At 41.7% G+C, this 12,086-nt stretch carries 9 protein-coding genes; 6 read left to right on the top strand and 3 right to left on the bottom strand.

Annotated elements, in window-relative coordinates; genetic code table 11:
- Window positions 1-26 precede the first annotated feature (26 nt).
- The 3 genes from era to F1644_RS06095 form a co-directional block, all read right to left on the bottom strand.
- The gene (era, locus tag F1644_RS06105) at window positions 27-911 is read right to left on the bottom strand and encodes a GTPase Era (RefSeq protein WP_087421181.1); all 885 of its coding nucleotides are present in this window, start codon (window positions 909-911) and stop codon (window positions 27-29) included.
- Window positions 912-986: 75 nt separating this feature from the next.
- Complete coding sequence (locus tag F1644_RS06100) at window positions 987-1,559, bottom strand: hypothetical protein (protein ID WP_118304813.1); 573 nt, start codon at window positions 1,557-1,559, stop codon at window positions 987-989.
- 232 nt (window positions 1,560-1,791) lie between these two features.
- On the bottom strand, window positions 1,792-2,754 hold the full coding sequence (locus F1644_RS06095; protein WP_147344481.1) for a hypothetical protein: 963 nt from the start codon (window positions 2,752-2,754) through the stop codon (window positions 1,792-1,794).
- Between the two features lie 168 nt (window positions 2,755-2,922).
- On the opposite strand from F1644_RS06095, the gene F1644_RS06090 reads away from it, so the two are divergent.
- From F1644_RS06090 to F1644_RS06065, 6 genes are all read left to right on the top strand, one after another.
- Complete coding sequence (locus F1644_RS06090) at window positions 2,923-3,375, top strand: YhcH/YjgK/YiaL family protein (RefSeq protein WP_118304811.1); 453 nt, start codon at window positions 2,923-2,925, stop codon at window positions 3,373-3,375.
- A 168-nt stretch (window positions 3,376-3,543) separates the two neighbouring features.
- Window positions 3,544-4,692: a serine hydrolase domain-containing protein gene (locus F1644_RS06085; RefSeq protein WP_118304856.1), complete on the top strand. Its 1,149-nt coding sequence runs from the start codon at window positions 3,544-3,546 to the stop codon at window positions 4,690-4,692.
- 425 nt (window positions 4,693-5,117) lie between these two features.
- Window positions 5,118-5,675 carry an RNA polymerase sigma-70 factor gene (locus F1644_RS06080; RefSeq protein ID WP_087421185.1) on the top strand — a complete coding sequence of 186 codons (558 nt, stop codon included), beginning with the start codon at window positions 5,118-5,120 and terminating at the stop codon, window positions 5,673-5,675.
- Between the two features lie 105 nt (window positions 5,676-5,780).
- Window positions 5,781-6,911, top strand: a complete 1,131-nt coding sequence (locus F1644_RS06075) for a FecR family protein (protein ID WP_118304810.1) — start codon at window positions 5,781-5,783, stop codon at window positions 6,909-6,911.
- A gap of 127 nt (window positions 6,912-7,038) precedes the next feature.
- A complete protein-coding gene (locus tag F1644_RS06070) occupies window positions 7,039-10,608 on the top strand; it encodes a SusC/RagA family TonB-linked outer membrane protein (protein WP_158571921.1) in 3,570 nt (1,189 codons plus the stop codon).
- A gap of 20 nt (window positions 10,609-10,628) precedes the next feature.
- Window positions 10,629-12,083: a RagB/SusD family nutrient uptake outer membrane protein gene (locus tag F1644_RS06065; RefSeq protein WP_087421188.1), complete on the top strand. Its 1,455-nt coding sequence runs from the start codon at window positions 10,629-10,631 to the stop codon at window positions 12,081-12,083.
- The last annotated feature ends 3 nt before the right edge of the window (window positions 12,084-12,086 follow it).

Genomic DNA, 12,086 nt, shown 5'->3' with positions numbered 1-12,086 from the left:
AAAGTTAAAAGATAAAAACTAAAAGATTAAAGTTGTTTGTAACCGAAGCGTTTCAGGTCGTTTTCCTTGTTCCGCCAGTCTTTGAGGACTTTGACGTACAGGTTCAGGAATACTTTTTTCCCGAAGAAGGCTTCGATGTCAACACGGGCTTCCGTACCGACTTTTTTCAACGCGGCACCCTGATGCCCGATAATGATACCTTTCTGGGAATCCCGTTCCACGTTGATCACGGCCATGATGTTGATACGTTTGGTTTCTTCCTTGAATTCTTCCACGACAACCTCGACAGAATAAGGAATTTCTTTATCGTAGTTCAACAAAATCTTTTCCCGGATAATTTCGGTTACGAAAAAGCGTGCCGGCATATCGGTCATTTCTTCTTTGTCGAAATAGGGTTCTCCCACGGGTAACAATTCCAGAATGCGCTTGTATAAATTGTCTACATTGAAATTCTCGGTAGCCGAGATCGGGAATATTTCAGCTCGCGGGATGATTTCTTTCCACTTGTCGAACAGGGCATCCAGTTTATCCGGGGTGGTCAGGTCAATTTTGTTCAACACCAGAAGGATGGGAACCTCGCTTTGTTTCACTTTCTCGATAAAGTCCGCGTTCTTTTCGATATTCTCCACCACGTCGGTGACATAGAGGATGATGTCGGCATCGATAATGGCACTTTTCGAGAAATCAAGCATATATTCCTGCATCTTGTAACTGGGTTTCACGACCCCCGGGGTATCGGAAAACACGATCTGAAAGTCCTCTCCGTTCACGATCCCCTTGATCCGGTGACGTGTGGTTTGGGATTTGGACGTGATAATCGATAATTTCTCCCCGACTAGTCGATTCATCAAGGTTGATTTTCCCACGTTGGGGTTTCCTAAGATATTGACAAAACCTGCTCTGTGCTCCATTTATTTAAAAATTAATTGGGCACAAAGGTACGATAACTAATTGAAAATTGAAAGCCTAAACGAAAATGTACGGGTCTATTTTTTGTTTTGCTTGTAGACATAAGCGATTTTCTCGCTGTCCGCCGGGTTCGTTTTGCTCGTTTTACTGGTCCATGCTCCGGTCTGGTCGTAAGTATATTGGTAATTAGGATTGATCGGGTTGCCGAATTCGTCGTAGGTTAGTGTCATGTTACTTGTTATTTTTTCATTTTGCAGATTTTCCTTCACGTAGGAAATGCTTACAAGGTAGCCGAATGGATCATACGTGTAAAGGGTGACTTGTTTCGTGGCGGGATGGTCGGTATCCGGTCGATTATTTATCCATGTTTTACCGGAGAGACGGCCCCGGGCATCGTAAGTGTAGTCCGTTTGCGCACAGATTAACCCGTTCCGGTATTCTTGGGTTCGAGTGACCTGTCCTTGGTGATTATAATAGTCAATGGTGTTTTGCCCGTGGTTCCACTTGGTTGTTTTCATGACGGGACGGGAGGTCGTGTCATACTGATAATTGATCAAGCATACGGTTGCTTTAGCGAGGGAATCAATGGTTTCTTCTTCGTAGCATTTACCGAGGTCATTATACCTGAATGTTGTGACAATCAAGTTCAACGGGGTGGTGGTAGTGGAATCTTTTTGCAGCTGTGTACTTTGAATGATCCGTGTTAAAAGTCCTTGAGGGGAGTACTGGTATGTAGTGATTGTAAGTGAGTCATTGTGAATTCTGGTCTCCCGGGCGATGTTAGTTCCGGAGTAACAACGGGTGATCGTGGGGGAGATATAAGTTATCGAGTCGATAAATTGTTCCCTTAACTGCTGGGCTTTGTCCCGAAATTGCTTGTATTTATGTGTTTGAAGGTAAGTTTTGATTTGCGGGAGGCGTGGAAAAAAAATCCACCTGTGAAACGAGAATGACCAGATCTATGCTGTCGTTAGCGTATTCCACTTGTGGCAGGTATCTGCGGTTGCATCCGGCTAGATAGGGACATTCGATATAAGCATTGATACAATGTTTTTGTACTTCCGGGGAAGTGGCTGTTTGTATCGCTTTGAACAGGCAGTCGTCATAGAGTTTTTGTACTTCAGTCAGGTAGGGACGCGGTTCCTTGGAGTTAGCGTAGAATGTTTTTAGCGTGGTGTCGTTAAAATAACAGAGAATGGTTGAATCGTTTTGCTTGTCAAGGGCGGCTCTGTATAACAGATCATTGTATATTTGGGCCACCTCGACATAGTTGTATTGGTTGTGAAAGTCTTTGAAATAAGTGTCACATTTTGCCTGTGTCGGCTGGGCTTTCAGGTCTGCATATTGCACTTTTTCCTTTAGCCGGACGATCGCCTCGTAAATATCGGGGTCAATGTTGTAAGCGTATTTCTTTATTTGTGCAAGTACTGTACGGGAATCTTCAAGTTGATCCTTGGAATAAACAAGCAAAGCAAAGATCGTGGAGTCTGCTTTGTGACGAAAAAGGTTGACGTTGAGATTTGCTGCTTGGCAGAACGAACGTAACCGGGCGCCGCCGTCTTGTTGCTGGATGGCCATGTCGCTTTTCAGGTAGGGTTCGATGGCATTGATGCCGGGTGTCAGTAACAATTGTCTGAGGGCATCGGCCAAGGTGATTTCATTTTTGTAGGCATCCATACTTTTGGTGTCCATTTTTTCTCTCAACCGATCGTACTTGTCTCCTTCGGACCAGGCGATGTGTTGGTATAGTCTTTCCACGCGGCTCTGTTTTTGTGCCTGCGTTTTGGAGCAAAAACTGATGGTAAAAATCGTGAAAACGATCATCGTAAGGTATGAGTTTTTCATAGTGACTAAAATTTATGTAGTTCTAAATATAACGTTTGGCCTAGAATATGATGGAAACCGGGCAATGAACACATTTTTTAGAAGAAAATGTGCGTTGTTCTTGCTTGGTTTTCTTGTTGTTAACGTATTTTCGTTATCTTTGTTGTATAAAAAAATTGAAATAAAATTATGATTGTAGACGTACTGGCTAATAGCGAACGAATTGAGGGGTTGAACCCGTATTTTAAAGTTGTTTTTGACTATATAAAAACGCATGATTTGGCAAGTATGCCCGTGGGACGAATTGACATTGACGGGGATAATGCCTATCTGAAAATTGAAGATGCCAAAGGACGAAAAATAGAGGAGGCCGTGTACGAACGGCATGATAAATATATTGATATTCAGATGCCTTTGTGTATGCCGGAAGGATATGGCTGGAAGGCTAAAAGTCTGTTGGGCGAGGAACGGGCGCCGTATGATGGTGCGGGTGATTTTACTTTTTACCGGGATCCGGTGGAGCGGGTGTTCACGTTATCTCCCGGAGAGTTCGTGATCTTTTTCCCGGAAGATGCTCATGCTCCTTGTATCGGGGAGGGGATAATTCGGAAAATGGTGGTGAAAGTGAAAATGGGTTCATAAAGTCCATAAGGTTCATAAGGTCTATAAGGTCCTTGGACCCCTGCGGGGCGCTTTATAGACGGCAGCGGGGGCTGCCGTTAAAAACTGTCCGAAGGACACCCGTCACGTTATGAACTTTATAAACCTTATGAACTTTACGGACCTTACAAACTTTGTAAATTGATTATGATGAAGAAAAGATATAAGATACTTTTGACGGTTGTGGTGCTGCTGGGGATTGCTTATTTCTGTCTGCCTTATTATGCACGGCAGGCTTTGCTTTATTGGTACCCGTCGATAGATGATTTGTCGATGTTTGACAAGCATACGGTGCGGAAAGCCGACACTTGCTGGACGTGGGGGATTGCCGAGGATTATAACACGTACGAGTTGAGTCCGGAGGATGATGCCTACTTGAATGATTTTCGTACGGTTTCTTTTCTGGTGATCCAGAATGATAGTATCGTGTACGAGGAATATCGGTCCGGTTGGAATGACACGAAAACATCAAATATATTTTCATCGACCAAGAGTATCGTGGGGCTGTTGGTCGGCATTGCTTATGACGAGGGAAAAATTGCCAGTCTGGATGATTCGGTGGGGAAATATATCCCGGAATTTAACGAGGGAAAAAAGAAAAATATCACGATTCGCAATTTGTTAACCATGAGTGGCGGGTTGAATTGGGATGAGGCTTATGCGTCGTTGTTTTCGGTAACTACACATGGTTACTATGGGAACGATCTTTATGATTTAGTGACTACGTTGGACGTGATCGAGGAACCGGGGAAACAATTTTCATACCGGAGCGGGGATACGCAGATATTGGCTTTTGTCGTGGAGAAAGCGACCGGGAAGAGCATTAGTGATTATGCCGAAGAGAAGTTATGGAAGCCGATGCAAGCTTGTCAGGACGCCTATTGGTTGCTGGATAAAAAAGACGGGGACGAGAAATCTTTCTGTTGTTTTCACACCACGGCGAGGGAAATTGCCCGTTTTGCCCGTTTGATGTTGCATCATGGGAACTGGAACGGGAGACAGTTAGTTTCGGAAGAATATATTAACGAGGCCATGAGTCCGGCGGGGTATCTGAAGGACGAGTGGGGGAAGGATTCATTGGATTATTATGGCTTTCAGATTTGGATTATGAACTATAAAGGACAACAGAATCCCTATTTCCGGGGAATGTTGGGACAATATATTGTCGCTATTCCCGAAAAGAATGCCATTATTGTCCGGTTGGGACATAAAAAGGACGAGGAACGTATCCGGGAGACCACCCGGGATGTGTATCGTTACATGGATATCGGGACGAAGATTCTGGATAGTAGAAAATAGGAGGGTGACTTGTTGATTGATTTATAAAGAGAACCTAACGAGTTCCTAAGGAGAACCTAAAGAAATAATCCCACATATTCGAACATCATTCGACGTTTACTCAGAGCTTACATATGTCGTAATGCATGAGCAACGAATAGACAACGAATAAGCTCTGTATGAGTGGGATTATTAGGGTAGGATTACCTCATTATTTGGGTTAGATTGGTGTGGGAATAGAGTGGTGGTGCGCGTGTTTGTTGCTGGTGCGAAGAAGAAAATAGCTTGGATGAAATCCCGTTGAGCGATGTCGTTAATTGAAGGTTCATCTTTATGTAGTCTGTGATCTTTTTGGTAATAGAAAAGTTAATATTTATCGTGGGGAAGAGCATTTTTAAAAGAAAGATTTATATTTGTGTATTCAACACGAGTAGACAAGGATACCTATGGGATTTGATATGGAAAATGTTTTGCAGGCGATAAGGCGGAGGGAGCAGGGAGTGTTTAAACAACTTTTTGAATCTTATTTCAAGAAGATGACGTTGTTTGCAGAATATTTTTTGTTGGATCGTGGTGAGGCTGAGGATATTGTTCAGGAGGTATTTATAGATTTATGGAATAATGCTCCGACACTTCCGGAGGTATCTAATTTGAAATCTTATCTTTTTACTCAGGTGCGTAATCGTAGTCTGAATCGTTTGAAACATCTTCATGTGGAAGATAATTATAAACAATGGTTACTTGAGGCTCAAGCTTATGCAGAAATTCCGGAGGTAGAAATTGATCAGGATATGTTGAAGAAGGTGTATGATGTGATCGAAGAATTGCCGGATCAGTCTAAAATTATATTTAAGCGTTGCGTGCTGGACGGGAAAAAATACAAGGAAGTAGCGGAAGAAATGAATATTTCCGTGAATACTGTAAACACGCAGATGAGCCGGGCGTATAAATTTATCCGTTCTCGTTTGGGAGCTTCTTTCCTAATCCTTTTGTCTGTTATTTAGTTCATAGTATCAATTTGTTACAAGAAAAATAATTTTTTTCTTGAAATTTTGTCACTGTATTTTTTGTTGAAGTTGTCTTATGTATGTAAGCAATAAATACAAGCTATGCAAAAAATTGATTGGTCCATATTAAGGCGGTCTGTAAATGGCGATTTAACAGAAAAGGAGAAACAGGAAGTGGAGGCGTGGAGAAATGAGTCGGGAGAGAATGAGCGCTATTACCAGAAAATGAAGAACTTTTTTACTCAAGAGAAAAGTAAAGAGGTTGACGTCCGGAAAAATTTGAAGAAATTTGAACAAAGAACCTATGGAAAGCAAAGAAAGGTATTCATCGGGTTGTGTAAGTATGTAGCTGTATTTATCTGTCTGGTCGGAACGATCGTTTTGTGGCAAAAATTCGACACTGTACAACCGGAAGTTAATTCGTTGGCATTGGCTCCCGGCAAGGATCAAGCCGTGTTGTATACCGGTTCTGGGAAAGCGATTGTTTTAGAATCTAGGTTACGTACGAATATTGTTATTTCCGACAGTCTATTCGTGGAACAGGATAGTAACGTGTTGAATTACGAGGGGATCGAGGCGAAGGGAAAAATGGTGGATGAGTTTCACTTGATGCGAGTTCCGAGAGGGGGAGAGTTCTCCATGAAATTAAGTGATGGGACGATGGTTCATCTGAATGCTGAAACGGATTTACGTTATCCGGTACGGTTTAGCGGTGAGGAGAGACGGGTGGTGCTTTCCGGAGAGGCTTTTTTTGATGTGGCAAAGTCCGGGACTCCTTTTATTGTAGAGCTTAACGGGTTTGAAGTGAAAGTACTTGGAACTCGGTTTAATATAAATGCTTACGAGGGAGAGAGTCGTTTTGAAACAACACTGGAACGAGGAAGTGTGGAAATAAACGTGAAGGGAAAAACGTTATTGTTGGAACCGGGGGAACAGGCCGTGTTAACAAATACAGGAGAACTGAGTAAACAAAAGGTGGATGTCAGTCTCTATACGGCATGGAAGGACGGGTATTTCGTGTTCGAAGACGAGCGTTTGGAGGATGTGATGAATACGGTTGCCCGGTGGTATGACGTGAATTTGTTTTATCAGAATCCCGGTGTGAAGGAGATTCGAATTAACGGAAACATTAGCCGATACAAGGATTTCTCCGTGTTATTAGAGAAAATAGAAAAACTGGATATTGTTCATTTTGATATAAAAGGAAATAATATAACTGTGATCGATAAATAAAGGAAGAGGAGTGTCCCCACACTCCCCATTCCTGACAAATTAAATTGTATTCTACAACTACAAAGTTATGACAAAAAAATGGAAAGATGACTTTCTCCATTCGAGAAAGTACGCACAAATTATGCGAATGATGAAATTTTATGTCTTGTTTATGCTGTTCGGAATGTTACATACCTACGGGAATGTACATTCGCAGAACCTCACGTTAAGCGTGGAGAATGCTTCATTAAAAGAAGTTTTCAGGGAAATAGAGAAAAATTCCGATTACCGGTTTTTATTTAAATCGGATGATGTTGTCGGAATTAAGGGATTAACACTTTCGGTATCACTGGCTGATATTGATAATGTCATGGCCTTGTGTTTGAAAGGAACCAGATTGGTTTATGAAAAAGATGGTTCTTTAATTATTATCAAGCGGGGACAGGAGGATAATCAGCCCAAAAAACGGATTGTGAAAGGTAAGATTCTGGATGAGAAAGGGGAATCTTTGCCGGGAGCGACCATTGTTTTAAAAGGAACGGCTCTTGGTGGAGTGGCTAATGTTGACGGAACGTTTACGCTTGAAATTCCACAGATGGACACGACTGTTCTGCTCGTGACCTTTGTCGGTTACCAGATGCAAGAGGTGGCTTTGAAGAAGAACGATAACAAAGAATTGGTTATTCGCCTGCAACCGGACGTGACGGAGATTGAAGAAGTGGTGATTACGGGGTATGGTAAAGTAGACAAACGGTTATCAGCCAGTGCTACTACCTCGGTGAAAATAGATGATATTTTGATTCCTAACGTGGCCTCGGTAGACGCTATGTTACAGGGACGTGTTCCGGGATTAATGGTTATGACAACTTCCGGTAGCCCGAATGCGACTCCGAAAATGCGTATCCGGGGTTCTTCAACCATTCATGGGAATGCTGCTCCGATATGGGTTGTTGATGGAATTATTTATGAGGACCCGGTGGATTTATCTAACGACGAGATAAATGACGTGTTAACGGGATCGGCCTCAACCATACGGGAACAAGCGGGAGAAAATGCCAGTCTGAGTTTGTTAGGTAATGCCATTTCCGGGGTGAATCCGATGGATATTGAATCGATTACTTTTTTGAAAGATGCTTCCGCTACGGCTATTTACGGAACGCAAGCTGCTAATGGCGTGATTGTTGTGACAACTAAAAAAGGTAAAGTAGGAAAGCCGTCAGTTACTTTTTCAGCATCTTTCGGGTTTACGGAACGTCCCCGGTATTCGGATTACCAATTGATGAATTCTAAGGAACGTATCGGGGTGTCCCGGGAAACGGCAGAGTACGGTTATCTATATGGGGCAATGCCTTATTCTGCAGGGTATGAAGGGGCTCTGTTTGATTATTATGACGGTAAAATTACAAAGTCTGAGTTTGATGCGAAAGTTGCCGATTTGGAGACAATGAACACAGATTGGTTTAAGATTCTTTGTCAGAATGCTTTTAATCAGGATTATACATTAAGTGTTTCCGGGGGAAATGAAACTAGTCGTTACTATTTTTCAGTAGGTTACAATAATAGTAAAGGAACGACGAAGGGAGACAACCTGGAACGATATAATTTAAATTTGAATTTAAGTACCGATATCGGGAAGTTTGTCAATGTGGAGGGTAAATTGAGTTTTTCGGATAGAAAATCAGATGGTTTTTATATGGTAAATCCTTCGGATTATGCTCTTTCTGCATCAAGAGCCATTAGTAAAGATGAATTCTACACGACACAATATTCTACTGTACCCGGATTGTCTTCAAATTTTCCGCTTTCTTATAATATCTTGAACGAAATAGAGCATACGGGTAATGAGGCGAATATTCGTCAAGTGAATGCCAGTGTGGGGATAAATGCGAAATTACATCCTCGGTTGACTTTAAATACTCTTTTTGGTGTAAATTATTCGAACACGGTAAACAAGAAATGGGCAGATGAACGTTCTTATTATATTGCGGAAATCAGAGGATATGACTACGGGGCAGTTACTCCAAATAGTGAAGAGGAAAAAGCCTCGCGTTTGTCTAAGGGAGGTATATTGTTATATGAAACAAATAATAATATAAGTTATACGGCTCGCGCCCAGTTGTCTTATAATAAGATATTGAACGAGAATCATATTATTAACGCGATGGTGGGATATGAGGTCCGTTCGGTAAAAAATGATGGATTTAATACTGAGGAATGGGGATATTTCCCGGATCGGGGATTGGGAATTAGTTACGAGTATGATACCAATACGTCCGGCTCAACTTCATTGAGTGGAAATTCATCTTTGGAGAAACATACGGCTAAACTTAGTAATACGTTATCTAATACGTTATCCGGTTTTGCGACGTTAGTTTATGCATATAGAAATCGTTATGTGTTGAATGCAAATATCCGTATGGATGCTTCCAACCGTTTCGGACAATATACAAATAATAAAGCTTTACCCGTGTGGAGTGTTGCGGGACGTTGGAGTGTTTCTGAGGAACCGTGGTTTAAATTGTTGGGAGAACGGGCAGACTTGAGTCTGCGTTTGTCCTATGGTAGTCAGGGAAATGTTCCTACCACGGTGGGACCCAATCTTGTCGTGAAATATCCGACAACCGTGATTAATCGTTGGTCCGGGGAGTACGTGCTGAACGTTAGTCGTTACGCATATCCGGATTTGCGCTGGGAGAAGACAAAGACAATAAATATCGGAACGGATTTTTCATTCTGGAAAGGAAGAATCAGTGGAACAATTGATTACTATTACAAAAAAGGGAAAGATATTATTTTTAGTTTGGATGTTCCTGCGGAATATGGAGTTAAGACGACCTATAAAAACGGAGCGGATATAAAGAATACGGGTTTTGAGTTGGCCGTGTCATTTGTACCCGTACAGACGAAAGATTTCAAATGGACAATTACTCCCACGTATTCAAAGAACACGAATAATGTGCAGAATACAGGAAAAAATGAATATACTTACACGGATTATCTGGCCGGAAATGCTTTTGAGAACGGAAAGCCTGTAAATGCGGTTTATTCATGGAAATTTACCGGATTAGATCCGCAATATGGATACGCTACTTTTGCTCATACTTCTCGTGACCAGAGCCAGATTGTTAAAATGGATGACCCGAAGGATTATTTGGTGTATTCCGGACAGGCTGATCCTAAAATCAGCGGTGGATTTACCACGAGTTTGCGATATAAGAATCTGACGTTGAATGCTAATTTCGCTTATAGCTTGGGTAGTGTAAAGAGATTGAATTTCTTGTATAGCGGGGCTCTCACCATGCCCGCTCCACAGGATAATTTGCATAAAGATCTTTTGAAACGTTGGAAGAAGCCGGGTGACGAGCTTACGACAAATATTCCAGGATTCGTGTTTGATGGTTCGACAGAGTATAATTTATATGTTCCGATTCCTTCTACCGTGTCTTTGAATTCTTATGAAATGTATAATTATTCAGATATTCGGGTGGTGAAGGGAGATTTCCTAAGATGTCGTAATTTATCTCTGTCCTATACGATTCCCCAGAAATATTTGAAAAAATTTGGGGTATCCATGATGTCTTGTATGTTTAATGTTACCAATCCTTTGACGATTTGTAGCTCGAAGTTTAGGGGACAAGATCCTGAACAAGGCGGAACCGGAGGAACGGCTCTACCAATCACGCAGACGTACTCGTTCTCTTTAAATGTTAGTTTTTAACCTAGTAAAGATGATGAACTATGATTTCAGTATTTAATAAGTTTATATTAGGAGCGTTTTTTATCATAACGTTCTGTGCGTGTGGGAATTTCTTGGAGGAAGTTTCTCAAGATGAATTTGAACCGGAAACAACGGATGCTTATTCAGAATTATTGAACGGGGCAGGGTATGCATTTGCCGAATTGGATGGTTTGACTTGGTATATGGATGATGATATTGATGGCGTATCTTCCTATTCATACACGGATGTCTATAATGCTTGCCGGGATATTTTTACTTGGCAATATTACATGTATCAGTCTTTGAAGGATGCAAATGTGACTGATGCAACATACGAAAATTACTATGAGAAGATTATGGTATGCAATGTTATCATTGATGATATAGAGATGTCAGTGGGTACGGAATCACAGATTAATATGGTGTTGGGAGAGGCTCTGACTTTACGGGCGTATTATTATTTGCAGTTGGTGAATATCTTTGCAACTCCTTACAACGATTCCCGTTCAACTCCCGACCAGCGTTTAGGAGTATCTTTGGTCACGAAATCCGAAATTCGGGATGAAGGAATTGCTCGTAGTTCGGTGGCAGATGTATACAAACAGATTACAGCGGATATTGAGCGGGCTGTGTCATTGTTGGATCAGAATAAAACAAATAATGGGGTTTACCGGATCAATTATGTTTCCGCACATTTGATCGCCTCCCGTATTTATCTGTACATGGAGGAATGGGATAAAGTGATTGAACATGCCACCCAGGCTCTTGCAGGGGCTCCGGATTTGGTTTATTTACCGACTTATGCTTACACGAATGTGAATTATCCCACGAATTCTACGAATCCGGTCGTTTCTTCCAGTTTCCCGGAAACTATTTTTGTCTTTGGAAGTATGCCCGGACGGATGGGATTCATGGGAACGCCTGTATGCCTGTCTACGGATTTGGTGAGTAGTTTTTCAGAACCGAATGATAGTCGTAACGGGATGTATTTTAAGGCCACGGCAAGCGGTTATATTTATCCTTATCAAGAGTATAAACACGGGGTTGCGGAAAGAGGGTACGTGTGGAGAACGGCTGAACTTTATTTGAACCGAGCAGAGGCATATATGGAGAAATATAAAGCGGGAGCTGCTGAATGTGGTCAATTAGCTGTAAATGATCTAAATAAATTGCGGGAAAACCGGTTTACAAATTATTCGAATTACACGTTGAGTACGGCTGATGATTTGGAAAACTTGTGTAAGTTGGAACGTCGTCGTGAACTTTTTATGGAAGGACATCGCTGGTTTGATCTTCGTCGTTACGGGATGCCTAGAATTGAACATACGTGGGTTAGTGAAAATGGACAGCGGACAACATACGTGTTACAGGAAAAAGATCCTGGATATACCTTACCGATTTCGCAGGATGTTTTAGATCGGAATTCTAAATTGGTACAGAATGAATTAGCTACGGATCGAATTGGAACCAATTGATAA

The sequence above is a fragment of the Butyricimonas paravirosa genome, from assembly GCF_032878955.1.
In the GTDB taxonomy this organism is placed as follows: Bacteria; Bacteroidota; Bacteroidia; order Bacteroidales; family Marinifilaceae; genus Butyricimonas; species Butyricimonas paravirosa.
Note: the sequence above shows the minus strand (reverse complement) of the source record. Positions and strands in the feature narration are given on the sequence as shown.

Bases quoted from the DNA above. Each gene is read 5' to 3' on its own strand.
- F1644_RS06075 (WP_118304810.1), top strand. From the start codon at position 5,781: ATGCAAAAAATTGATTGGTCCATATTAAGGCGGTCTGTAAATGGCGAT.
- F1644_RS06065 (WP_087421188.1), top strand. From the start codon at position 10,629: ATGATTTCAGTATTTAATAAGTTTATATTAGGAGCGTTTTTTATCATA.
- F1644_RS06080 (WP_087421185.1), top strand. From the start codon at position 5,118: ATGGGATTTGATATGGAAAATGTTTTGCAGGCGATAAGGCGGAGGGAG.
- F1644_RS06095 (WP_147344481.1), bottom strand. From the start codon at position 2,754: ATGAAAAACTCATACCTTACGATGATCGTTTTCACGATTTTTACCATC.
- F1644_RS06070 (WP_158571921.1), top strand. From the start codon at position 7,039: ATGATGAAATTTTATGTCTTGTTTATGCTGTTCGGAATGTTACATACC.
- F1644_RS06090 (WP_118304811.1), top strand. From the start codon at position 2,923: ATGATTGTAGACGTACTGGCTAATAGCGAACGAATTGAGGGGTTGAAC.
- era (WP_087421181.1), bottom strand. From the start codon at position 911: ATGGAGCACAGAGCAGGTTTTGTCAATATCTTAGGAAACCCCAACGTG.
- F1644_RS06085 (WP_118304856.1), top strand. From the start codon at position 3,544: ATGAAGAAAAGATATAAGATACTTTTGACGGTTGTGGTGCTGCTGGGG.